Here is a 24,553-nt window from a genome sequence, read left to right as displayed (position 1 = left end):
GCGTGTCAGTGACCCTCCGTCCCATGGCCCCACGGTACCCCGTCGAGATCGCTGCGATCGCCGCGATCAGCCTGCAGTGGAACGGCACCCGGTGATGGAGCGCATGCGCGTCAGCTGACTGCGCTCGCGACAGGTCGTGAGCAGGTTCTCCGAATGAGACTTCCCATTGCGGGTAGGCCCGCTCCTACAATGCCGGCATGAACCCGACTTCCCTTTCGAAACGCGCCCTGGTCACCGGCGGCAGCGGCGACATCGGCGGCGCGATCTGCCGGCGCCTGGCCGCCGATGGTCTGCATGTCATCGTGCATGCCAACACCCAGCCTGCCCGCGCGCAGCAGGTCGTCGATGCCATCGTCGCCGCAGGCGGCAGCGCGGAGGCGGTGGCCTTCGATGTCGCCGATGCCGAGGCCAGTGCGCTCGCGCTTGCCCGCCTGCTCGATGCCGGGCCGGTGCAGGTGCTGGTCAACAATGCCGGCATCCACGACGACGCGGTGATGGCCGGCATGACTGCGGCGCAGTGGCACCGGGTCGTCGATGTCTCGTTGCATGGTTTCTTCCACGTGACCCAGCCGCTGCTGTTGCCGATGGTGCGCAAGCGCTGGGGACGCATCGTCAGCGTGTCGTCGGTGGCGGCGGTGCTCGGAAACCGCGGGCAGGCCAACTACGCGGCGGCCAAGGCCGGGCTGCATGGCGCGTCGAAGTCGCTGGCGCGTGAGATGGGCTCGCGCGGCATCACCGTCAACGTGGTCGCACCCGGCGTCATCGAAGGTGCGATGGCCGACGAAGCCTTCCCGCCCGAACGTGTCCGCGAGATCGTCCCGGCAGCGCGTGCAGGACGCCCGGATGAGGTCGCCGCGCTGGTCGCCTTCCTGTGTTCGGAGCAGGCCGGCTACATCAATGGCCAGGTCATCGGCATCGATGGCGGCATGAGCTGAGCCGGCACTGTCCCGGTGCCGGCGCTCCAACAGGCCTGCCGGACGGTTCAGGTAGCGGTTACCGCGACGACGCCATCGCCACCCCGACGGGCGTAGCATGGCGTCATTCCACAGGAGTTGGCCCCATGATCCGCAAAGCCCTGATCGTCTCCGCGGTGCTGTTGCTGGCCGGTTGCGCCAGCTCGCACATCCTGACCGGTACCCCACGGCCGCCGATCGATCCGGCCCAGGTGCAGATCTATTACGGCCCGCCGCCGGGCAAGTTCGAAGAGATCGCGCGCCTGGAGACCAGCAGTGGCGCGCTGACCTACGGCGAGCAGAACAAGACCAATTCGGTGCTCGTCAAACTGCGCAAGGAAGCCGCCAGCCTGGGCGCCAACGGCGTGCTGTTCCAGGGCACTGCCGATGGCTACGGCGGCGGTGGCGTCAGTGTCGGTGCAGGCGGTGGACGCATCGGCGGACGTGGCTTCTCGTCGGCCGGCGTGGGCGTGGACATCTCGCCGAGGCAGAAGCATGCCAGCGGCGTGGCGATCTACGTGTTCGATCCGCAGCCGGTGCCGGCACCCGCTAACTGACGTGTCCTCGCGCGGCGGCGTCAGCCCGCTGACCCATTAGTCCCGGCCCATCGCCCGCAGCCTGGCTGCGGGCGTGCTGTCGCATGCGTGATGGTGCGCGCGTATTGCATGGCGTCGATGAAGCGACGCGCAAAGCAGGACGACCCCGGCTCAGGACGCAGATCGTCCCGGCGTCACCGCCAGCGCATCGGGCATCGCCTTGGCGTCTTCGGCATCGTCGATGACCGGTGGCCGTGCACGCGTGCGCTGGTATTCCTGCAGCAGCTGGCCGTAGTCGATGATCTGCGCGGACACGTGCGAGGTGATGTTGTAGAGGTCGCGGAACAGCCGGAAGTGGCTCTTGCGGAAGCACTCGTCGGAGTCGGCGGACTCGTAGCGTGATTCCACCGGCACCGAGACCACGCCTGCGCCAAGCCGACGCGCGGCCGAAATCAGCAGTTGCGCCTCGAACACGAAGCCGTCGCCCGGTACGTGGGTCATCGCCGCGACCGCGGCGGGATAGAAACGCTGGCCGCTCTGGGTATCGACGATGCGATAGCCGCAGCCCCAGGAAATGCCCCAGTCGCCAAAGTCGTTGCCGATCCTGCGATACCAGGGCTGGCGCTCGCGCTTGCGCAGGCGCGCCCCGATGACGATGTCGCCGGGATGGCGCGCAGCCGCGTCCAGCAGGCGCGGAATGTCGCTGGCGCGATGCTGGCCGTCGCCGTCCATCGTCAGCACGCCGACGCACCCCTGGCGCAGCGCCTCGGCAAAGCCGTCGCGCAGCGCGGCACCCTTGCCCATCCGCTGCGGATGCCGGATGACCGTGGCCGGCAGGTCGGCGATGCGTGCGACGGTGTCGTCGTCGGAGCCATCGTCGACGACGATGACATGCTCGCAGTGGGCCAGTGCGCCGGCGACCACGTCGCGGATGCGCAGGGCCTCGTTGAGTGCCGGGATCACGATCGCGACATTGCCGCGATGCGGTGCGGGTGGACGTGTCATCCCTGGATCTCCAGATGCAGCAGCCGTCCCGGGCCCGCCTTGAGAAAGGTCTGCGGGGTTCCGCGTGCAAGCGCTTCGAACAACGCCAGCATCGGCGCCATGGCATTGGCCCCGGCGATCGCATGCAGCGTGCCCTCGTTCGCGGGGGCACTGCCTTCGCGCAAGGTGACCTGCAGGCCGGTCGTCATCGCGGACGCAGCCGCAGGCTGGCGCAACGACGACAGCACCAGCGCGCCGCCGAGCAGGCCGTCGCCATGCGGCAGGCTGGCCAGCGCACCGCGCGCGGCGATGTCGTAGGCCACCAGCAGCACGGCATCCGCGCCGCAGGCCAGTTGCGTCATCGCCTCCAGCAGCGCCTGCGCGAAGCTGGCGTCGGATGCGCTGATCGCGGTCGTCGCATGCATGCAGCCGTGGCCGATGGTCCAGTAGCCGGCCGCGGCGTTGTGCACCGAATTGTGGAACTTGGTTGGCGAGATCGCATCGGGCTGGCTGGCCAGCGTTGCGCACATGTAGTCGGTGATCGCCATGTCGCCGTGCGTGGAAGCGAATACCGAGGGCAGCGTGGCCGGGTCGCGCCCGGCGGCGATGCAGGCGGCCTGCGCCACTTCCAGGGCGACCGCGACCGACTCCGGCGCACGCCGGCGTTCGTTGGGCGCCAGCAGCGTCGGTGCCGGGCGTTGCGGCGGCGCCTCAGGGCGGACGCCATCGCGGACCCACCGGCAGGCGTCTTCCCACGAGGGCAGTCCACCGGCCCAGAAGCCGATGCCTTCGATGCGCGCCGACAACATGGCGGCCGGGGTCATGGCGCTGCGTGGTGTTGAGGTCGAGGCGTTCATGCCGCCTTCCCGAAGACCAGCGCGCAGTTGTTGCCGCCGAAGCCGAAGGAATTGTTCATCGCGTAGCGGATATCGGCCTGCGCATTGTCGAAGCGGATCTGCGGGCCGCAGGCGGGATCGGGCGACTGGCTGTTGAGCGTGCCGGGCAGCAGACCCTGTTCCAGCGCGATCATCGCGAACACCGATTCGACGATGCCGGCGGCGCCGAGCGTATGCCCGGTCCAGCCCTTGGTCGAACTGGCATGCAGTCGCGCCGGGAACATCCGCGCGACCGCGGCGGCTTCGATCGCATCGTTGGCCGGTGTCGCGGTGCCATGCAGGTTGAGGTAGCCGACGTCGGCCGCGCTGATGCCGGCACGCGCGATCGCGTCGCGCATCGCCAGTTCCGCGCCCAGTCCCTGCGGATGCGGCGACGACATGTGATGCGCATCGCTGGATTCGCCGTAGCCGCACAGGCGGATCCCGGGCGCATCGTCGTGCATCCGTTCCAGCACGGCAAAACCGCCGGCTTCACCGAGCGACAGGCCGTCGCGCTGCTGGTCGAACGGACGGCAGCGTTCGCGCGAGACCAGGCCCAGCGCGTTGAAGCCGAACAGCACGCTGCCGCACAGGGTATCGACGCCGCCGACCAGCGCCGCATCGACGATGCCGGCCTGGATCAGGCGCGCGGCCTGCGCGAAGACCTTGGCGCTCGACGAGCAGGCGGTGGCGACGGTGATGCAGGGGCCACGCAACGCGGTGGCGTGCTGCACGAAATCGCCGAGCGAATGCACGGTATGGATGATCGGCCGGGCCAGCGCGTCGGGAAAGCGCGGCACGCCGAGATCGTTGGTGACCAGCTGCTGGTAGGCATCCTCGGTGGCACCGATGCTGGAGGTCGAGGTGCCGAGCACCACGGCCACGCGGTCGGCGCCATGGCGGGTCCGCACCCGCGCGATGGCGTCGGGCAGGCCATCCTGCTGCAGGGCCAGCCAGGCCAGCCGGTTGTTGCGGCATTCCCAACCGGCCAGATGCGGCGGCAATGCCGCGGTTTCAAGGCCTTCGATGCGGCCGATCCAGGTCGCCAGCGGGGCATGGCCGAAGTTGTTGGCGATCAGTCCCGAACGTCGTGATGCCAGCGCCTGCCGGTGCGCGTCCATGCCGCGCCCCAGCGCGGTGGTGATCGACCGTGCACGGATGGTCAGCGCCGGGATCCTTGGCGGGATCGATGGAGGGGCGTCGGACCGGGCGGTGGCCGGCTGGGCTTGGGACGGTGGCTGCAACGACAGGGACCCATGGGCGCTCGGAAGGGCCGCAGTATAGCCACGGGTGGGTGAACTCCCCGAATGCATTCCCCGGCCGGGCAGCCTTGTTGCGCGGCCGGCAGGACAGGACCTGTCGTCACGGCCGGGACCTCGCCCGTGGCGGCCGCAGGGGCGTGGTGCGTGGCTTAAACTGCGCGGCCGCGACACCACTTTCACTTGCATGAATCGGCTCCGCCACCAGTTGAGGCTGTTCCGCGACCGTGACGCGCTGCATGGCGCACTGGTGGCCGGCGGCGCCTGCGCGCTGACGCTGGGACTGGTCTACGTCGGCTATGTCGTGCATGTGCTGCGGACCGCGCGGCGTGCACCGACGACCCCGGACATCGCGGGTTGCGTGTTGCTGTTCGGCAAGCACGCGCCGGCCGGTCGGATCGACGGCGATTTCGCGGCCCGCATCCAGCGCGCCCTGGCCGTGGCGCGATCGCATCCCGAGACCCGGCTGGTCCTGCTTGGCGGCGGTGCCGGCGCGGGGCCGACCGAGGCCGACGTGGCGCACCGGCAGCTGTTGTCGGCAGGCGTCGACAACGCGACGCGGATCCATCTGGAATCGACCTCGCGCGACACCTTGCAGAACCTGCGCAATGCCCGCGAACTGCTGCGCGAGCTGCAACCCGATGGTCGCGTGATCCTGCTGACAAGTCGCTACCATCTTGCGCGCTGCGCGTTGCTGGCCCGGCAGCTTGGCCTGGATCCCGCGTTGTGCGCCGCCGAACCGCAATGGCGCTGGACGCCGTCCGCCACGTTGCGGATCGTCGGCGAGGCCGGTTATCTGTGCTGGATGGATCTGGGCACGCGCTGGGCGAGGCTGATCGGCCACCGGCGTATGCTGGCAAGGGTGACCTGATCGCGGCAGGTGCGCGGCATGCCGGATGCCGGCCTGCAGGGTCTGGTCGCTTTTTTTGTTCTGTCAGGAGTCGTGATGTTCTTGGGAAAGGCGCAGGTGATGCTGATGGTAGGGACCTTGTTGACCGGTGCGCAGGCGATCGCGCAACCCGTGGCCGGAGCGGTGGACCAGGGCAAGGGCGATCAGGGTGCGGCCGGTCATGCTGCGGCCGGGCGTGTGGCGGTGACGGAGGCCGACTACGCGCGCGCGACGCGTCTGTTGCCGGCCAACGCCAACCCGCTGGTCGACCATGTCGTCGAGGCCTTGCACTGGGATTCGGACACCGGCTTTCACTACCGGACGCGCGACGCCGACGGCGAACGCTACGTGCGCGTGGACGCGAACACCGGCGCCAGCGCACCGGCCTTCGATCACGCCCTGCTGGCACGCCTGCTCGGCAAGGCCGGCGACAGCAAGATCGATGCCACCAGGTTGCCGGTCACCGCATTCCGCGTGCGCGACGATGGCGGCGATGGCGAACAGACGCTGGACGTCGATACCCGCGATGGCAATTACACCTGCACGCTGGGCAGGCGCGGCGAATGCCGTGTGCGGCCCGAGTACCAGGAAGGCGTCGCCGGACATGAGCCGGGCGTGGCATCGCCGGACGGCAGGCAGGAAGCCTTCATCCGCGACTGGAACCTCTGGGTCCGCGATGTCGCGGGCGGCAACGAAGTCCAGCTGACCACCGACGGCGTCGTCGATTACGGCTATGCGACCGACAATGCCGGCTGGCGCAAAAGCGCCTCGCCGGTGTTGGTGTGGTCCCCGGACGGGCGCAGCATTGCGACGTTCCAGCAGGATCAGCGCCGGACCGGCGAGATGGTGCTGGTGGAGACCAATGTCGGACGCCCGAAGGTGCAGCGCTGGAAATATCCGCTGGTCGGCGACGAACACGTGACGATGATCGAACGCGTGGTCATCGATGTCGCGGCGCGCCGGATCGTGCGGCTGGACATGCCGCCGGACCAGCATCGCTCCACCATCTGCGACGACCTGACCTGCGCCGGTGGCTGGGAAGACGTGCAGTGGGGCGCCGACAGCCGCAGCCTTGCCTTCGCATCGACCGCGCGCGACCACACACAGGCCTGGGTCCGCATCGCCGACCCCGGGACCGGCGCCGTGCGCGAAGTGTTCGACGAGAAGGTCCGCACGTGGTTCGACAGCGGCATCGGCGGCGTCAGCTGGCGGTATCTGTCGACCAGCAACGAAGTGCTGTGGTTCAGCCAGCGCAGCGACTGGGGACAGCTGTACCTGTACGACGCCGGCAGCGGCAAGCTCAAGCACGCCGTCACCACCGGCGACGGCAACGTCGTCGAAGTGCTGCATGTCGATGCGGCATCGCGCCGGGTCTGGTTCGTCGGCGCCGGCCGCGAAGCTGGCCGCAATCCCTACCATCGCCACCTGTATGTGGTGTCGCTCGACGGCGGCGACGCCCGCCTGCTGACGCCGGAGGATGCCGACCACGCGGTCACGCTGTCGCCGGATGGGCGCTGGTTCGTCGATACCTATTCGACGTCGACGACACCGCCGGTGTCGCTGCTGCGCAGCGGCGACGGAGCCCTCGTCGCCGAACTCGCGCGGGCCGACATCGCAAGGCTGCAGGCGGCGGGATGGACGCCGCCGGAACCCTTCACGGTCAAGGCGCGCGATGGCCGCACCGATCTGTACGGCCTGATGTTCAAGCCCTCGGGCTTCGATCCCGCGCGCCGCTACCCGATCGTCAACTACATCTATCCCGGCCCGCAGATCGGTTCGATCCGCTCGCGCAGCTTCCTGGCCGCGCATGGCGACAACCAGGCGCTGGCCGAGCTGGGATTCATCGTCGTCGCGATCGACGGCATGGGCACGCCGATGCGTTCCAAGTCGTTCCACGACACCTGGTATGGCGACCTCGGCGACAACACGCTGCCCGACCAGGTCACCGGCATGCAGCAGTTGGCCGCGCGGCACCCGTGGATCGACCTCGCGCGCGCCGGCATCTGGGGGCATTCGGGTGGCGGCAATGCGACGGCGGCGGCGATGTTCCGCTATCCGGCGTTCTTCAAGGTCGGCGTCAGCCAGGCCGGCAACCACGACAACCGCAGCTACGAAGACGACTGGGCCGAGAAATGGCAGGGCCTGCCCGTCGTCGGCAAGGACGGCAGCAGCAACTACGACGACCAGGCCAACCAGAACCACGCCGACAAGCTGGAAGGCAAGCTGATGCTGGTGCATGGCGGACTCGACGACAACGTGCCGCCGTACACCACGTTGCTGGTAGTCGAAGCGCTGGCGAAGGCCAACAAGGACTACGACCTGATCTGGTTGCCCAACAGCCGACACGGATTCGGTACCGGCGATGTCGGCAACTACGTGGTCCGCAGGCGCTGGGATTACTTCGTGCGCTGGTTGCTGGGCAGCGAGCCACCGGCGTTCAAGGTCACCTCGCCATAACGGCGAACGCACGGCGGTCCAGCACGCACGCCTCTTGCCGGGGAGAATCCCCGTTCGCGTGCAAGGACGCTCTTGCGCCTTGCAGGAGCGGCCTGGGCCGCGAATCGCAGTCCAGGCGCGCGCATGGGCGTGCCTGCGTCAGCGCGCTCCCTGTCCGAACAGCAGCTTGCGTTCGGCGTCGCTCATCGGCTTGCCGGCCTGGGCATTGACCTGTCGGGTCAGCGCATAGGCGCGCTGCGTGGTGGGGCGTTCGGCGATCGCGGCCTGCCAGCGACGCAGGTCCGGGAACGGCGCCAGGTCCAGCGGTGCCTTGTCGTAGGGACTGATCCACGGGTACGCGGCCATGTCGGCGATGCTGTAGTCGTCGCCGGCAATGAAGGCGCGGCCGGCCAGGCGCTTGTCGAGCACGCCCAGCAAGCGCTCGGACTCGCGCTGGTAGCGGTCCTGCGCGTACGGCAGCTGTTCCGGCGCGTAGACATGGAAGTGGCCGTACTGTCCGGTCATCGGCCCCAGGCCGCCGACCTGCCAGAACAGCCATTCCAGCACGGTGTTGCGTCCGCGCAGGTCGCCGGGAATGAACTGCCCGGCCTTGTCGGCCAGGTACAGCAGGATCGCGCCGGACTCGAAGACGCTCAGCGGGCCGCCGCCATCGGCAGGCGCGTGGTCGACGATCGCCGGCATCTTGTTGTTCGGCGAGATCGCCAGGTACTCGGGCTTGAACTGGTCGCCGCTGCCGATGTTGACCGGCTTGATCGTGTATTCCAGCGCATGCCCGGCTTCGGCGAGTTCCTCCAGCAGCAGCGTGACCTTGTGGCCGTTGGGGGTGGGCCAGTAGTGCAGGTCGATCATGACGGACTCCGTGGGCAGGGCGCGATGGCGAAGCCCGCAGTGTAGGCGTCGCCCGACGAGACCGACCTCACGCCGGCGCGATGGCGTGTTCCATCCGTGGCCCGCCATGTCAGGTGCCGGTCGGACATCGTCGATGCACGGGGGACCTTCAGTTCCCCGTGCACGAGTGCTGAACGAGAGGCGATCGGCGCGACTAGTCACGCCGGCACGACAGCCGGTACTCGGCGTCGGTGCCCAGCACCACTTGCGACAACGACAACGACAGCCCCGGTGTCGAGCGGATCCCCAGTGGCGCGTCCAGGCGCGAGACATCGACGCCCGCCGATCGCAGGCATTTCAGTGGAACCGCCGCGGTAATCCACTTGTCGCGCGGCAACGACGCCAGCCACGGGCCGATAGGCAGCTCGCCGCCGCAACCGGGGCCGCAGCCCGCGTACAGCGTGGCTTCGCCAACAGGCAGGCCATCGATGCGCATAGTGGCTACCAGCAGCACGTCGCCATTGGTCTCGCGATCGATGTCGATCACCTCCGGAGACACCATGGCAAACGTGGCGTTGCCGGACCAGGCCAGCTTGCGTGCATCCTCCTGGGCATTGTGGTCGACCGCGGTGATGGCCAGAGCACCGTCGGTGCTGCGCGCGGGGACGTGTTGCGCGGTTGTTTGACTGCCATCGGCAGCGGTCAGGCGCATTTCGATGCCGCCTCGCGGCACGCCGCGGACAAAGAACCGGCCGTTTTCCTGCACGCCGGCGGTGACGCCAGGGTCTTCGGGCAGCGTGGCCAGGTTGCCGTTGTCGGCATAGCGCAACCCGAAGCCATAGGCGAACAACGGGTCGTAATCGTGCTGGTCGATGTTGTTGACGTACTGGTTGCCCCGGCGGGGCCAGGAGAACGCCAGCTTGCCGTGGAAGTCATGCTGCACCTTGCCCGCGGTATCGCGCAGCAGGACGTCGGCGATCCCTTCGCCTTCCGAGCCGGGCAACCATGCCGCGACGAATGCGTCGGAGGCGTTGATTTCCCGGTTCATCCACAGCGGACGACCACTGAGGAACACCGCCACCACGGGAATACCGTCGGCCTTGAGCCGCTTGATCAATGCAAGGTCGCGGTCGTCGCCTGGCTTGTAAAGCAGCGTGGGAATGTCGCCCTGGAACTCGGCATACGGATCTTCGCCAAAGACAACGATCGCGACGTCGGGCTTGCGTGAGTAGCGACCGTCGATCGACAGCACGGCCTGGCCACCGGCCCGTTCGACCTGGGCGGCGATGCCTTCGTGGACGGTGGTGCCGTTGGGATAGTCCGCGCGCTTGGTACCGGTGCCCTGCCAGTTCAACGTCCAGCCGCCGGACTGCTTGCCCATGTCGTTTGCGCCGTCGCCGGCGACGAGGACACGCTGTGCGGGCGACAACGGCAGTAGGCCGTTCGCGTTCTTCAGCAGCACCAGCGACTCGCGGACGGCCTGCCGCGCTACGGCCCGGTGCCCGGGTGAGCCGAGCAGTTCGAACCTGGCGCCGAGCGCGCGCTGCGAGGGCTTGGGTGCGTCGAACAGGCCGAGCCGGAACTTGACCCGCAGGATCCTGCGCACGGCATCGTCGAGCCGGGCCATCGGCAGGCTGCCATTCTTTGCTGCAGTCAGTGCCGATTCGTAGAATCCCTTCCAGCTGTCGGGGGCCATTGCCATGTCAAGCCCGGCGAGAATCGTCGCCGGGCAGTTCTCGTTGCTGCAGCCCGGGATCTGGCCATGGCCGTTCCAGTCGCCCACGACAAATCCGCCGAAGTTCATCCGGTCCTTGAGGACGTCGGTCAGCAGGGCCTTGTGGCCGTGCAGCTTCCGGCCGTGGAAACTGTTGAAAGAGGCCATCACCGATTGCGCGCCTGCGGCGATCGCCGGAACGTAGCCGGCGCCATGCACATCCCGCAGTACCGCTTCGCTGACAATCGTGTCGCCCTGGTCCTTGCCTGCGCTGGTGCCGCCATCGCCCACGAAGTGCTTGACCGACACCATCACCCGGCGTTCGCCGAGGAAGTCGGCAGACCCGACCTTGCCCTGCAGGCCTTCGACCATTGCGCCGGCAAAGCTCGCGACCAGGGCCGGATCTTCGGAATAACCTTCGTAGCTGCGGCCCCAGCGATCGTCCTGCGGGACCGCGACAGTGGGGGCGAACGCCCACTCCATGCCAGTGGTGCGCGTCTCGATGGCGGTGATCTCGCCGATCTTGCGGATCAGCTCGGGGTTGCGGGTTGCCCCAAGGCCGATGTTGTGGGGAAACAGGGTCGCGCCGACGACATTGCTCTGTCCATGCATCGCATCGATGCCGAAGATCAGCGGGATGGCCTTGCCGCCGCCACGGGTATCCATCGACGCTTCCCAGAACGCGTCCGACACGGCCAGCCAGTCCGCAGGCGAGGCATCGTAACGGCCGCCGGGATCGGAGCTGCCGCCCGCCAGGATCGAACCCAGCCGGTACTTGCGTACGTCTTCGGGCGTGATCGACGCAAGATCGCCCTGGACGATCTGTCCAACCTTTTCTTCCACGGTCATTGAGGCCAGCAGTGCATCCACGCGCGCTTCCAGGGCCGCGTCATGCGCGAACGGCCATTCCACTTCAGGCCAGTGTGCTGGCGTGATGGCGACATCTTCGGCGTCGGCAGTTGCGGCGCTCTCGCTCTCGGCCGGCCGGTGGGCAGCACCGCCGCAGGCGGCCAGGCTGAGTGCCAGAACGGTTGCCAACAGGCGCACGGCAAGTGGGGCGGTAGGGCGGCGAGTCCAGTTCATTGGCGTGTCCTCGGGGTCATTGCGTCGGCCGGGCTGGCGCGATCGGGTCGGAAGAAGCGTCGAAAGGGGGGGGCGGGTAGTGCAGGGCCATGGATTCACGTCGCGATCGCCGGGGCGGGGCTGGACCACCGATTGGTTTTCGCAGCACGGGGCCATCTCAGTCTCGTTGCGTGACAGCGCTGTCAAACAAGCGGCAGAATAGCGCGAGTCGGCTGCGGATGCTTGTTGCAGGGCGGCATGGACCGTGATGCGTCGGCAGCACGGAAGGTGGGGCGTGGTGCGATGTCCGCACCGTGACTGTTGCTGTCGATGGGGAGGACGGCCGATGTCGGCAAGGTCGATTTGTGCGACTGAGTGGATTTGACGTGCGTGCCAAGCTGCATCTGGCAAAATCTCCATCGAAACCGGAATTGGGCGGATCGAACACCATGCGCGTGCGGATCGAGGATGTGGCCGAAGCGGCTGGCGTCTCCATGAAGACTGTGTCGCGGGTGCTCAACCACGAGCCTAACGTCTCCGGAGCCACCCGCATGGCGGTCGAGGCTGCGGTGGAGAAGCTGCGCTATCGCCCGCATCCTTCTGCGCGGGTACTCGCCGGGCGCAAGTCCTACCTTGTGGCGATGCTGTACGACAACCCTTCCAGCAACTACTTGATGGAAGTCGAGTTGGGCGTGCTGGATGCGTGCCAGGAACAGCATTACAACCTGATGCTTGCACCGCTGGTCTACGACGCCCAGGAGATCGTCGGCAAAGTCGAGGCGCTGATCGTGCAGTCACAACTCGACGGGGTAGTGTTGACGCCACCGATTACCGATGATGCTGCGCTGCTACAGCGGCTGGAGGAATTGAATATCCCTTACTCCAGCATTTCACCGATCGAAGCCCATCGTCGCGTTGGCGTGGTGGTCGACGAGCAGGCCGCGGTGCGCGAACTGGTTGCGCATCTGGTGCAGTTGGGGCATCAACGCATCGCGCATATCAAAGGTCATCCAGCACACGGTGCCAGCGGCTGGCGACTGACGGGCTATCTCGAAGGGCTGGCAATGGCCGGTTTGCAGGAGGACCCGATGTTGATCGTCGATGGTGAGTTCTCGCACGAGTCGGGCATGGCCGCGACCCGGGCCCTGCTCGCGTTGGATCAGCCGCCGACGGCGATCTTTGCAGCCAACGACGACATGGCAGCTGGTGCGATCTGTGCGATCTGCGAACAGGGGTGGTCTGTGCCCGGGGATATTTCGGTCTGTGGCTTCGATGACACGCCGATTTCGCGACAGATCTACCCGGCGTTGACGACAATCCGTCAGCCTACCCGCGAAATGGGGCGCCTGGCAGGTATCGAACTGCTCAAGTCCATCCGCAGCAGTGGTGCCGGGAGCATGGTCGAAGTCCCTTATGAGCTCCAGGTCCGCCGTTCCACTGGGCCTGTGCCAGGCAGCGATCGCGGCCGCGGCCGCCGCTAGGGCAGATCACGCCAGCGGACCAAGTGCCTGCGCCTCACTTGCCGTCGTGCCTGCTGCCTGCGCGGCTGTGCCGACGGGGCGCTGGCGCTGTCCACCTGGTGTCGTGTGCGCGGCCCGGGGCAGTCATGCATTGTCCGCGCAGTTGCATCGACCGCCACCTGCATGTCTTCGCTGGCGTGTGCTGATCACCAGAACAGCGCGTACAGCGCGATCAGTATCACGGTGACGCCAATGGCACCGATGTTGAAGACCGTGTCCGTCCTGTAGCTGACGTCGTCAGTGCGGATGATGTCCTTGCTGGCGGCTGTCGTCGTGGCCAGGGAGACGCCGACAGCCAGCACCAGCGCGAGCAGGAAAACGATGCCCACGCGGTCCATGAAGGGCAGGGTGGGCCAGGCGAACTTGAGGACGATCGACAGGGCGAACGAACCGATTGCCGCGGCCAGTGCACCAGCCTCGTTAGCACGCTTCCAGAATAGCCCCAGCATGAAGATCACCACGATGCCCGGCGTGAAGTAACCGGTGAAATCCTGGATGTACTGGAACGCCTGGTCGAAGCTTCCCAGCAATGGCTTGGCGGCGAGGATGCCGATCAGCACCGACAACGCTGCGGCAAAGCGGCCGACGCGCACCAGTCGAGTCTGCGTCGCTGCCGGGTGGGCCTTGGAATAGATATCGAGGGTGAAGATCGTGGCCACCGAGTTGATCTTGGATGCAAGCGAGGCCACGATCGCGGCGACCAGTGCCGCGAATACCAGGCCAAGAATGCCGGTGGGCAGCAATCCCATCATCGTCGGGTAGGCCTGGTCCGGACGGGCAAGGTCGGGCGCCAGCATCACCGCCGCGATGCCAGGCAAGACCACGATTACGGGCATCAGCAGCTTGAGGAAGCCCGCGAACAGCACGCCGCGCTGCGCTTCGCCGATATCCTTGGCCGCCAGTGCGCGCTGGATGATGTACTGATTGAAGCCCCAGTAGCTCAGATTCATGATCCACATGCCCCCGACCAGCACGCTGATGCCAGGCAGATCCTTGTAGAAGGGGTTGTCCTTGGCGAGGATCATCTCGAAGTGACTGGGGTGGGTAGCCCAGAGCCGGTTGAATCCGGCGACGATGCCTTGGCCTTCACCGAGTTGGCTCAGTGTCAACCCGGTCACCAGCATACCGCCAAGCACGAGCAGGGTGACTTGGACGATGTCGGTCAGCGCCACCGCCTTCAGCCCGCCATAGAGCTGGTAGATCAGCGCGAAGACTCCGATCAGGGCAACGGCGGTGAGTTGGTCGATGCCGGTGATCTGGTTCACCGCGATGGCGCCAAGCCACAGGATCGAAGTGATATTGACGAACACGTACAGCACCAGCCAGAACACGGCCATCAGCGTGCGGATCCGCGTGCCGTAGCGCTGTTCCAGGAACTGCGGCATCGTGTAGATACCGTTGCGCAGGAAGATCGGTAGAAACCACTTACCGACGATCAGCAAGGTGATCGCCGCCATCCATTCATAGGATGCGATCGCAAGCCCGATCGCATAGCCCGAGCCAGACATGCCGATGATCTGTTCAGCCGAAATATTGGCCGCGATCAGTGATGCGCCGATCGCCCACCATGGCAGTGACTTGCTGGCGAGAAAGTAATCCTGTGCGTTCTTGGTATGACCGGCTTTTTCGCGCGAGACCCACTGCGCCAGAATGAAGATACCGAGTAGGTAGGCTAGGACGATGCCTGTATCGAGAGCGGAGAGTGTCATGCGCGAGCCATCAGGAGTGGGCGGGGAAGCAGGCAGCAACCGCATCGATCGGAGGCGCAGGGCCGGTGAGCCCTGCGCCGGTGCGATCAGAAGTGGTAGCGTACCCGCACACCGTAGCTGCGAGCGTCATTGAGGAATCGGACGTTGATTCCGGAGCCTACGAGCGCTTTCTGGGAGACGTCGTTGTTGAGCAGGTTGTTGCCCCAAGCCTCGAAGCGCCAGGCCCCGCTCAGCGTGGTGAAACCAATGCCAGCGTTGAGCGTGGTCTCGGCGTCCTGTCGATCCGGGAAGCCCGCGGTGGCGGCATCTTCCACCCGTTCGACTGTTCCTGCGGTGTCGGAGATGAAGATCACATCGCGGTTGTTGAACTGTGTCAGGTAGTATGCCGAGCGATAAGCCGCAAGGATCTGCCAGTCCAGCGTACCCCGCGAGAGTTCGGTCATGTGCTGAAGACGTGCATTGAAGGTCAATTTGGAAGCCAATGGCAACTCGTTGCCCGACAGGTCGATCAATGAAGTGATGCCGCCGGCTCCGTGATTCTGACTGCGTACGTCGGCAACCACGCCTTCCTTGATCTCGCTGTTGAGATATAGCGCATTGAGGTTGAGCGAGAAACCATGGTTGAAGCGCAGTACGCTCTCGGCCTCGACGCCATAGATCGCCGACTTGCCGACATTACGGTTGACCAGCGAATAGCCGGTCGCCTCGCCCAACTGGTTGACGGCAATAACGGCCAGATCCTGGAACACCTGGTCGGAGTAGTCGTAGTAGAACGCACTGACATTGAAGGTCGAGGGCCGGCCAAACCAGCGGTGGCTGCTCTTGCTCCCGACCTCATAGGCAATGATCGATTCCGGCTTGAACGCTTCCGGAATCACGTTGACGTCGAAAGTGTCGTTGAATCCGCCTGCCTTGTGTCCACTGGAGATCGTGGCGTACAGCATGTGGTCGGTACTGCGATCGTACTCGAAGCCCAAGCGCCAGTCGGTGAAATTGAACTTGCTCTGACCGAACTGTTGCGATGGGATGCCGCTGACCTGGACCCAGCTCTGATAGGGGCAGTCGATGGTGTCGCCGCCGATGTCGGGGCGATCCACGCAACCGAACTCGCCCCCACCGGGAACCGCGCCGATCTGTTGCAGAATGGTGTCATTGATGCCCTGCGACATGATGCCCTGAAGGAGGAACGCTGCGCGATCTGCCTGAGAAGTGATGCCACTGACGTCGAAATTCGGGCGTTTCATGAATGCGGGAACGAAGCCCGGCGTGCCGAGGCGCGTCGCGAAGTCTCCGCCGACACCAGGCAGGCCCATGGCCCAGTTGCCGCCGATGCCATAGCGCGACTTGTTTTCCTGGGTGTAGCGCAGGCCCCCCTTCACGCGCATGCGGTCGTTGACGTCGAACGTGCCGTCGGCGAACACAGCCGATGAGCGTCCGTTGACTTTCGGCATCGTGAATTCGGTGCCGGAATACCAACGCCCCTTGTCGACCAGTGAAAGATAGCCCACCTGCTGGTCTTCGTTGAAATGGAACAACCCCGTGGTCCAACGGAAGCGGTTTTCGTCGTCGGATGACAGGCGCAGTTCGTGCACCTGGGATTGCGACAGCGTCATCCAGTACTGCGTGGAGTAGTTGTCGTAATCGATACCGCCTGGATTTGTCGTGGAAGCTTGGGCGATGTTGCGGCCAGGCCATAGAATGCCTTCGCTGGCTGCATTGGTCTGGCGGTAGTCGACATCCCGATAGCTGGCGTTGTATTCCAGCGAGAGCGGACCGAAGTCATAGCTGATGTTGGCTAGCGCACCCCAGTTGGTGCTGTCGAGCGTGCCTTGAACGCCGCGGTAGATCACTTTGCGCAGGTCCATCTGGTCGGGCGAGTAGCCCTCGCGCGCTGCGCCGATGATGTTGGCGCCGGGATAGCCGGTGCCGCCTTCCTTGCCCATGTCGGCCATCAGGAACACTGACAGCTTATCGTCGGGTTCGTACAGGAACGAGACACGTGCCCCCTTCTCATCCTGGATCCCGGCCGGGTCAAGATGCTGGGACATGCCGGCATTCTCGAAGGAACTGCCCTTCTCCACCTTGTAGCCGGCTACACGCAGTGCCGCCCAGCCACCGAGCGGCATATTGAGGGCGAACTCTCCGCCGCGGTGGTCGCGGTTGCCGGATTCCAACTGGGCGTAGCCACCGAAGTTCTCGAGATCAGGTCGCTTGGTGACGATGTTGAGCGTGCCTGCCAAGGCATTGCGGCCACGCAGAGTGCCCTGAGGGCCCTTGTTGATCTCGACGCGTTCGATGTCGTAGAACATGCCGCCCAATCCACGGGGGCGAGCAATATAGGCGCCGTTGATATGCGGTGCGGCGCCAGGGTCGCCCAGCTCGGTGCTGTTGGCGGAGCCAACGCCGCGGATGAAGATTTCCAGATTGCCTTCCTGGTTGGCCATGCTCAGCCCCGGCACCATGGCCTGGATGTTGCGCAGCTCATTGTTGATGCCGAGCAGGCGCGCGTCCTCCTGGGTGATCACCTGCGCGGTACCTGCATACTTCTGCAGATCCTGTTCTCGCCGTTCTACAGTCACGATGACTGTATCCAGGGTTTTGGCCTGTTCCTCGGCAGAGGGCGTGGCCGATTGCGCCAATGCCAAGGGCGCGGCACCGATCAGGACGGCGCCCGACAGCGCGACCATGACAGCGCGGGACAACGTATTGCAACGGAATGTGGTGTACATGCTCCCTCCCCAGGGACGACTGACTTGAATGAATGTGTCCGCCCCCGGACGCTGCGCCAGCGCTGATGGGCCTGATGCGTTTTATCGCTCGTTGACAACGCTGTCAATCGTGACGGCGGATCCCTGGGGGAGCACTTGCGCCGAGAACTGTGGCGCCGGCGCAGGTGGGAGCGCCGGCCACCGGGCGAAGACCCGTGCAGTCAGGCATTTCACGGCTTGGCTTGGCGCCTGCGGCCGGAGGAGGGGCGGGCTGGTCGGGGCCCTCGGGGCCGCTTGGCAATGTTGCGGCGCAGCGTTAATCTCCGCGCTCTTTCCCGCTTCCCGAGCCTTCCATGCTGCCCCAGCAGGCCCCGCGTCTGAACCCCCTGGCCTACGTCATCTTCGGCTCGCGCTGGCTGCAGCTGCCGCTGTACCTGGGCCTGATCATCGCCCAGTGCGTCTACGTATTCCTGTTCCTGAAGGAGCTGTGGCACCTGGTCCACGGCGCCAACACGCTGACCGAGCAGGGGATCATGCTGCTGGTGCTGGGCCTGATCGACGTGGTCATGATCTCCAACCTGCTGGTGATGGTGATCGTCGGCGGCTACGAGACCTTCGTGTCGCGGCTGGGCCTGCACAACCACCCCGACCAGCCGGAATGGCTCAGCCACGTTAACGCCAGCGTGCTCAAGGTCAAGCTGGCAATGGCGATCATCGGCATCTCGTCGATCCACCTGCTGAAGACCTTCATCGCCGCCGGCGACCTCGGGCTGCCGGTCTGCGGCACCACCGACTTCATCAATGCGCTGCAGGCACATGCCTCGGCGGTCGCCAGCGGGCTCAGCCTGGCCACGCCGACCTGCACCAAGGCCACCGTGGCCGGCGTGACCTGGCAGACCATCATCCATGGCGCCTTCATCCTGTCGGCGATCGGCATCGCCTACACCGACAAGCTGATGACCGCGGTCTCGGCCAAGCGCGAGCACGTCGCGCACTGAGTCGCGACCGCGACGCCGCCGCCCGGACCGCAGGCCGGGCGGGCGGCAGGCGAAGCGTCGTCCAACCCGGTGCGACGGCGGGCGCGTAAAATGCGCCGATGGATGTTTCGTATCTGATTGACGGGCTGAACCCCGCCCAGCGTGAAGCCGTTTCCGCCCCCCCTGGCCACTACCTCGTCCTCGCAGGCGCAGGCAGCGGCAAGACGCGGGTACTGACCCACCGGATCGCCTGGCTGAACGAGGTCGTCGGCGTGCCGGTGCACGGCATCTTCGCCGTGACCTTCACCAACAAGGCCGCCGCCGAGATGCGCCATCGCGCGGACGCGCTGCTGCGCCACGGCAGCCGCGGATTGTGGATCGGCACCTTCCATGGCCTGGCCCACCGGCTGCTGCGCATGCACTGGCAGGACGCCAGGCTGCCGGAAGGCTTCCAGATCCTCGACAGCGACGACCAGCTGCGGCTGATCAAGCGCGTCGTGCAACAACTCGAACTCGACGACACGCGCTTTCCGCCCAAGCAGATCATGTGGTGGATCAACGCACAGAAGGACGAGGGTCGCCGCCCGCAGAACATCCAGGGCGATGGCGACGAATGGACCAGCGTGATGCTCAAGAGCTACCAGCTCTACCAGGAGCGCTGCGACCGCGCCGGGCTGGTCGATTTCGCCGAGATCCTGCTGCGTGCGCATGAGCTGCTGCGCGACACGCCGGTGCTGCTGGCGCATTACCGGCAGCGCTTCGGGCAGTTGCTGGTCGACGAGTTCCAGGACACCAACAGCATCCAGTACGCGTTCATCCGCGTGCTGGCCGGCGACACTGGGCAGGTCTTCGTCGTCGGCGACGACGACCAGGCGATCTACGGCTGGCGCGGCGCGAAGGTCGAGAACGTGCAGCGCTTCCTGAAGGACTTCCCGGGCGCCCAGACGATCCGGCTGGAGCAGAACTACCGTTCTACCGCCAACATCCTCAACGCCGCGAACGCGGTCATCGCGCACAATCCGGACCGTCTCGGCAAGCAGTTGTGGACTGACAGCGGCGAGGGCGACGGCGTCGACCTGTATGCGGCCTACAACGAGATCGACGAGGCGCGCTTCGTCATCGACCGCATCGGGCAATGGGTGCGCGATGGCGGCAGCCATGGCGACTGCGCGATCCTGTATCGCAGCAATGCGCAGTCGCGTGCATTCGAAGAACACCTGCTGGCCGAGCAGGTGCCGTTCCGCGTCTATGGCGGCATGCGCTTCTTCGAGCGCGCCGAGATCAAGGACACGCTGGCCTACCTGCGCCTGATCGCCAACCGTGCCGACGACGCCGCGTTCGAACGCGCGGTCAATACGCCGACGCGCGGTATCGGCGATCGCACGCTCGACGAAGTGCGCCGGCTGGCGCGCGAGCAGGCGCTGTCGCTGTGGCAGGCCTCGCAGCAGGTCGTGCAGGGCAGCGGCCTGCAGGCGCGTGCGCGCAATGCGCTGGCGGGCTTCCATGGCCTGCTCGAAGGGCTGTCCAGCGAAGTCGTGGACCTGCCGTTGAAGGACAAGATCGACCACGTACTGATGCGGTCGGGGCTGCGCACCCACTACGCCAACGAATCGCGCGGTGCGATGGATTCGCGCGTCGACAACCTCGATGAGCTGGTGTCGGTGGCGTCGCGCTTCGTCAAGGGCGACGACGAGGATGCCGCGCAGCTCAGCGAGCTGGTCGCGTTCCTGGCCTATGCCGCGCTGGAGGCGGGCGAAGGGCAGGCCCAGGCGGGCGAGGACGGCGTGCAGCTGATGACCCTGCACAGCGCCAAGGGACTGGAGTTTCCGCTGGTGTTCCTGGTGGGCATGGAAGAAGGCCTGTTCCCGAATGCGCGCTCGGTCGATGAGAGCGGGCGCCTGGAAGAAGAGCGGCGGCTGGCCTATGTCGGCATCACGCGCGCGCGCCAGAAGCTGGTCATGAGCTATGCCGAGGCGCGACGCCTGCACGGGCAGGATATGTTCGGCGTGCCCTCGCGCTTCCTGCGTGAGATCCCGCCGGCGCTGCTGCAGGAGATCCGTCCGCGCGTGCAGGTTTCGCGGCCGGCGTTCGCACCCCGGCCGCAGCGCAGCTTCGGCCACGCCAGCCTCGACGTCTCGCCGGGCCTGCGCATCGGTCAGAACGTCAGCCATGCCAAGTTCGGCAGCGGCGTCATCACCGACCTGGAAGGCACCGGCGCGCACGCGCGCGTGCAGGTCAATTTCAGCGACGCCGGCAGCAAGTGGCTGGTGATGTCGTACGCGAACCTGCAGCCGGCCTGAGCGCCGGTTCACGCGCGGTCGAGGTGCGTCAGGTACAGGCGCAGGTCGAGTTCGAGCTGGTGGTAGTCGGGTGCCATGTGCGTGCACAGCTGGTAGAACGCCTTGTTGTGGTCGCTTTCCTTCAGGTGCGCCAGTTCGTGCACGACGATCATCTTCAGGAAGTCGGCCGGGGCGTCGCGGAAGACCGTGGCGATCCTGATTTCGCGACTGGCCTTCAGGCGGCTGCCCTGCACGCGCGACACCGTGGTATGCGTGCCCAGCGCCTGGCGCAGCACCTGCAGCCGGCCGTCGTAGAGCACCTTGTGCAGTGGATTGGACTTGCGCAGGTAGCGGTCCTTCATGTCCTGTACGTAGTCGTACAGCTGACGGTCGTTGCGGACGGCATGCGTGCTGTCGTAGCGACGGGCGATGTACGCGCCCAGCGTGCCGGCATCGCGCATCGCACGCGCCTTGTCCTGCAACGCGGGCGGGTATCCGCCGAGATAGCGTAAGGAGTCCATGTGCGCACGATACCGCCGAGCGACCACGAGGTGGGACCGCCGTGTGCATCGCCTTGCATGTGCGATGGCAGGCGATACGAAGCGATGACCGGCGCCATGGCTTGATCGCGATCAATGCGCTGCGTCGACATCCGCGGTGCAATGCTGCCTCTTCCAGGCACAGCGAGGTGACCCATGTACCAGCACATTCTGATCGCCACCGACGGCTCGGAGCTGTCGCGCAAGGGCATGGACCATGGCCTGTCGGTGGCGTCGGCCACCGGCGCGCGGGTCACGGTGCTGACCGTGACCGAACCCTGGCAGTCGGCGGATCCGTCGATGGCCTGGGGCGGTGTGCCCGACCTGCCGGCGGCCTGGCGCGAGGAGCGTGCCCGCGAGGCGCGCGAGATCCTCGACGCTGCGCAATCGGAAGCCGTAGCGCGTGGCGTCGCCTGCGATGCGGTCCACGTCCCCGAAGGATTCCCGGCCGATTCGATCGTCGAGCAGGCGAAGCTGCTTGGCGTCGACCTGATCGTCATGGCCTCGCATGGACGCCGCGGCCTCGGGCGCCTGTTGCTCGGCAGCCAGACCAACAACGTGGTCACGCACAGCGAGGTGCCGGTGCTGGTGGTGCGTTGATCGACGCGGCGGAGATGTCGTGAGGCGGGCGTGTTGTCCATCGTGGGAGTTCCCGCGACGGATGCCGGCCCGCCTAGATCAAGGTTGCGCCAGCTCCCGCAACTCCCTGGAGCCTCCTACAGGCCTGCTCCGACGTATCGCCGCGGCGTACGCTTCAAGCCGCTGAGCAGGCTGTACGGGCTGGTGCCGCAATGGGCGGCGACCGTCGCGACCGGCAGCTGCGCGCCCCAGAATTCCACCCGGCTGCCGAGTCCCGCCTGCGGATGGTCGGTCAGGTCGACGGTCAGCATGTCCATCGACACGCGTCCGATCACGCCGCCGGGCTGGCCGTCGATCAGCACCGGCGTGCCTTCGGGCGCGCGCTGCGGATAGCCGTCGGCATAACCCATCGCCACCACGCCAACGCGCGTCGGGCGACGCGTGACGAAGCTGCCGGCGTAACCGATCGGCTCACCGGCCTCGAGGTCGCGCACCGCGATCACCGCCGACGACAGCGTCATCACCGGTTGCAGGGCGTCGGCGCTGGCGCAGGGGCCGTCGAAGCTCGACGTGCCGTACAGCATCAGGCCCGGACGCACCCAGTCGCGTCGCGTCTGCGGCCAGGCCAGCAGGGCTGCGGAATTGGCGACGCTGGCGGTGGCGCCGGGCAGTCCACCGGATACCCCATCGAACGTGCCGGTCTGTTCCTGCGTCCGCGCGCTGGACAGTTCGTCGGCGCTGGAAAAATGCGTCATCGCGACGACGTCGTCGATGCCCGGCAGGGCCTGCAGCCGCCGCCACGCATCGGCGTAGTCGCCGGGAGCGAAGCCCAGCCGATGCATGCCGGTATCCATCTTCAGCCACACTTGTCGCGGCAGGGGGCCGGCGTGGCGTTCGAGCGCATCGAGCTGCCACGGCGATGCCAGCGCGGTCCACAGCGAATGGCGTGAGATCAGCGCGAGTTCATCGGTGTCGAAGAACCCTTCCAGCAGCAGGATCGGTGCACGGATGCCGGCCTCGCGCAGCACCAGCGCCTCTTCGATGCAGGCCACGCCGAAGCCGTCGGTCTCGCCATCGAGCGCCTGCGCGCAGGCGACCGCGCCGTGCCCATAGGCATCGGCTTTGAGCACGGCCAGCGCCTTGCCACCGCCGAGCGCACGCGCCAGTCGGTAGTTGTGGCGGAACGCATCGAGGTCGATCAGGGCAAGGGCGGGGCGCATCGTCGGGCAGTCGCTTTACGTCGGGGGCACAGGAGGCAATGCGAAGGGATGCACTGCGGCAGGTGGCGCTGGGGCAGGAAGCCGTGCGGTAGCCGGCATGGTGGAGCAAACGCGACGCGGGTGCGAGGCGGTTTCGCGCGCGCTATGCGCGCCCATCGCCGGGATCAGCGCTTGCTGGCCGGCGCGCTCGGCCACGGCCGGTCGTAGCGTGAGATGTCGAGGCCTTCGGTGTCGATCTGCGGTGTCTGTCCGCACATCAGGTCCGCCAGGTAGCGTGCCGAGCCGCAGGACATCGTCCAGCCCAGCGTGCCATGGCCGGTGTTGAGGAACAGGTTGCCGAACTTCGTCGGCCCCACCACCGGCGTGCCGTCCGGCGTGGATGGACGCAGGCCGGCCCAGAACTCCGCGCGCGACAGGTCGCCGCCATCGGGATACAGGCTGCGCACGACCATCTCCAGGGTGTCGCGACGCCGCTGCGGCAGCGACAGGTCGTAACCCGAGACCTCGGCCATGCCGCCGACGCGGATGCGGTTGTCGAAACGGGTGATCGCGACCTTGTAGCTCTCGTCGAGGATGGTCGAGGTCGGCGCGGCGTCGGGGTTGGTGATCGGCAAGGTCAGCGAATAGCCCTTCAGCGGATACACCGGCAGGCGGATGCCATGGCGGGCCAGCAACGGCGCCGACCAGCTGCCCAGCGCCAGCACGTAGCGATCGGCGGTTTCCAGCTTGCCGTCGATCAACACGCCGGTGATGCGATCGCCGTCGGACTGCAGCGCCTGGATGGTCTGTCCGAACCGGAACTCCACGCCCTGCTGCCGCGCCAGTTCGGTCAGCTTGCGGGTGAACAGGTGGCAGTCGCCGGTCTGGTCGCCGGGGAGGCGCAAGGCGCCGGCCAGCGTGTGCGCCACCGCGGCCAGCGCGGGTTCGGCACGCACGATGCCGGCGCGGTCGAGCAGTTCGTAGGGCACGCCGTAGTCGCGCAGGATCGCGATGTCCTTGGCGGCACCGTCGAGCTGCGACTGGGTGCGGAACAACTGGCTGGTACCGAGCTGGCGTTCCTCGTAGTGGATGCCGGTTTCGGCGCGCAATGCGTCCAGGCAGTCGCGGCTGTACTCGGCCAGCCGGACCATCCGCGCCTTGCTGATCGCGTAGCGATGCGAGGTGCAGTTGCGCAGCATCTGCCACAGCCAGCTGTACTGGGCCGGGTCGAGCGTGGGCTTGATCGCCAGCGGCGCATGCCGCGACAGCAGCCAGCCGACCGCCTTCAGCGGGATGCCGGGTGCGGGCCACGGCGAAGCGTAGCCGGGCGAGACCTGGCCGGCGTTGGCGAAACTGGTTTCCTCGGCCGCGCCGGACTGGCGGTCGACCACGACGACGTCATGGCCGGCACGCCGCAGGTACCACGCCGTGGTGGCGCCGATCACGCCACAGCCAAGGATCAGGACTCGCATCGTCTGGTCTCGCA

Annotated in this window: 18 protein-coding genes; 8 read left to right on the top strand and 10 right to left on the bottom strand. The window is 66.6% G+C overall.

The features are described from left to right. Positions 1 to 197 precede the first annotated feature (197 nt). Both fabG and ACYX7E_RS00165 read left to right on the top strand, forming a co-directional pair. A complete protein-coding gene (fabG, locus tag ACYX7E_RS00170; RefSeq protein ID WP_462078513.1) occupies positions 198 to 935 on the top strand; it encodes a 3-oxoacyl-ACP reductase FabG in 738 nt (245 codons plus the stop codon). Positions 936 to 1,060: 125 nt separating this feature from the next. Beyond that, positions 1,061 to 1,510, top strand: a complete 450-nt coding sequence (locus tag ACYX7E_RS00165; protein WP_462078512.1) for a hypothetical protein — start codon at positions 1,061 to 1,063, stop codon at positions 1,508 to 1,510. Between the two features lie 150 nt (positions 1,511 to 1,660). Here ACYX7E_RS00165 and ACYX7E_RS00160 read toward each other — a convergent pair whose 3' ends face one another. From ACYX7E_RS00160 to ACYX7E_RS00150, 3 genes are read right to left on the bottom strand one after another with little or no spacing between them, the layout of a single operon-like run. Then, a complete protein-coding gene (locus tag ACYX7E_RS00160) occupies positions 1,661 to 2,494 on the bottom strand; it encodes a glycosyltransferase family 2 protein (protein ID WP_462078511.1) in 834 nt (277 codons plus the stop codon). Next, positions 2,491 to 3,282, bottom strand: coding sequence for a beta-ketoacyl synthase chain length factor (locus ACYX7E_RS00155; RefSeq protein ID WP_462079035.1), 792 nt, complete (start codon positions 3,280 to 3,282; stop codon positions 2,491 to 2,493). Before ACYX7E_RS00155 ends, ACYX7E_RS00160 begins: the two co-directional genes overlap by 4 nt. 44 nt (positions 3,283 to 3,326) lie before the next feature. Further along, positions 3,327 to 4,523, bottom strand: coding sequence for a beta-ketoacyl-[acyl-carrier-protein] synthase family protein (locus tag ACYX7E_RS00150; protein WP_462079034.1), 1,197 nt, complete (start codon positions 4,521 to 4,523; stop codon positions 3,327 to 3,329). 271 nt (positions 4,524 to 4,794) lie between these two features. Here ACYX7E_RS00150 and ACYX7E_RS00145 point away from each other — a divergent pair, with 271 nt between their 5' ends. Together ACYX7E_RS00145 and ACYX7E_RS00140 are read left to right on the top strand one after the other, a co-directional pair. Continuing rightward, on the top strand, positions 4,795 to 5,478 hold the full coding sequence (locus ACYX7E_RS00145; RefSeq protein WP_462078510.1) for a YdcF family protein: 684 nt from the start codon (positions 4,795 to 4,797) through the stop codon (positions 5,476 to 5,478). Between the two features lie 75 nt (positions 5,479 to 5,553). Then, positions 5,554 to 7,953, top strand: a complete 2,400-nt coding sequence (locus ACYX7E_RS00140) for a S9 family peptidase (RefSeq protein ID WP_462078509.1) — start codon at positions 5,554 to 5,556, stop codon at positions 7,951 to 7,953. 138 nt (positions 7,954 to 8,091) lie between these two features. Here ACYX7E_RS00140 and ACYX7E_RS00135 read toward each other — a convergent pair whose 3' ends face one another. Beyond that, complete coding sequence (locus tag ACYX7E_RS00135; RefSeq protein ID WP_462078508.1) at positions 8,092 to 8,802, bottom strand: glutathione binding-like protein; 711 nt, start codon at positions 8,800 to 8,802, stop codon at positions 8,092 to 8,094. 193 nt (positions 8,803 to 8,995) lie between these two features. Further along, positions 8,996 to 11,578 (bottom strand): glycoside hydrolase family 3 protein, encoded by a 2,583-nt coding sequence (locus tag ACYX7E_RS00130; protein WP_462078507.1) that lies wholly within the window; start codon positions 11,576 to 11,578, stop codon positions 8,996 to 8,998. Between the two features lie 428 nt (positions 11,579 to 12,006). Between ACYX7E_RS00130 and ACYX7E_RS00125 the strand changes: the two genes are divergently transcribed. Further along, entirely contained in the window at positions 12,007 to 13,038 is a 1,032-nt protein-coding gene (locus ACYX7E_RS00125) for a LacI family DNA-binding transcriptional regulator (protein ID WP_462079033.1), read from the top strand. A gap of 185 nt (positions 13,039 to 13,223) precedes the next feature. Here the strand turns inward: ACYX7E_RS00125 and ACYX7E_RS00120 are convergent, their stop codons facing one another. Further along, positions 13,224 to 14,786 (bottom strand): sodium/sugar symporter, encoded by a 1,563-nt coding sequence (locus ACYX7E_RS00120; RefSeq protein ID WP_462078506.1) that lies wholly within the window; start codon positions 14,784 to 14,786, stop codon positions 13,224 to 13,226. Positions 14,787 to 14,872: 86 nt separating this feature from the next. Beyond that, positions 14,873 to 17,515: a TonB-dependent receptor gene (locus tag ACYX7E_RS00115; RefSeq protein ID WP_462078505.1), complete on the bottom strand. Its 2,643-nt coding sequence runs from the start codon at positions 17,513 to 17,515 to the stop codon at positions 14,873 to 14,875. Positions 17,516 to 17,847: 332 nt separating this feature from the next. Between ACYX7E_RS00115 and ACYX7E_RS00110 the strand changes: the two genes are divergently transcribed. Both ACYX7E_RS00110 and uvrD read left to right on the top strand, forming a co-directional pair. Beyond that, positions 17,848 to 18,492, top strand: a complete 645-nt coding sequence (locus ACYX7E_RS00110) for a TIGR00645 family protein (RefSeq protein WP_462078504.1) — start codon at positions 17,848 to 17,850, stop codon at positions 18,490 to 18,492. Between the two features lie 98 nt (positions 18,493 to 18,590). Then, positions 18,591 to 20,771 (top strand): DNA helicase II, encoded by a 2,181-nt coding sequence (gene uvrD / locus ACYX7E_RS00105; protein ID WP_462078503.1) that lies wholly within the window; start codon positions 18,591 to 18,593, stop codon positions 20,769 to 20,771. 8 nt (positions 20,772 to 20,779) lie between these two features. Here uvrD and ACYX7E_RS00100 read toward each other — a convergent pair whose 3' ends face one another. Continuing rightward, positions 20,780 to 21,271 carry a M48 metallopeptidase family protein gene (locus ACYX7E_RS00100; protein WP_462078502.1) on the bottom strand — a complete coding sequence of 164 codons (492 nt, stop codon included), beginning with the start codon at positions 21,269 to 21,271 and terminating at the stop codon, positions 20,780 to 20,782. A 174-nt stretch (positions 21,272 to 21,445) separates the two neighbouring features. Between ACYX7E_RS00100 and ACYX7E_RS00095 the strand changes: the two genes are divergently transcribed. Further along, positions 21,446 to 21,889, top strand: a complete 444-nt coding sequence (locus ACYX7E_RS00095; protein WP_462078501.1) for a universal stress protein — start codon at positions 21,446 to 21,448, stop codon at positions 21,887 to 21,889. A 116-nt stretch (positions 21,890 to 22,005) separates the two neighbouring features. Here ACYX7E_RS00095 and alr read toward each other — a convergent pair whose 3' ends face one another. Both alr and ACYX7E_RS00085 read right to left on the bottom strand, forming a co-directional pair. Then, complete coding sequence (alr, locus tag ACYX7E_RS00090; RefSeq protein ID WP_462078500.1) at positions 22,006 to 23,088, bottom strand: alanine racemase; 1,083 nt, start codon at positions 23,086 to 23,088, stop codon at positions 22,006 to 22,008. A gap of 164 nt (positions 23,089 to 23,252) precedes the next feature. Continuing rightward, positions 23,253 to 24,539 (bottom strand): D-amino acid dehydrogenase, encoded by a 1,287-nt coding sequence (locus tag ACYX7E_RS00085; RefSeq protein ID WP_462078499.1) that lies wholly within the window; start codon positions 24,537 to 24,539, stop codon positions 23,253 to 23,255. Between the last annotated feature and the right edge of the window lie 14 nt (positions 24,540 to 24,553).

Source organism: Luteimonas sp. RIT-PG2_3 (genome assembly GCF_054902115.1).
Note: the sequence above shows the minus strand (reverse complement) of the source record. Positions and strands in the feature narration are given on the sequence as shown.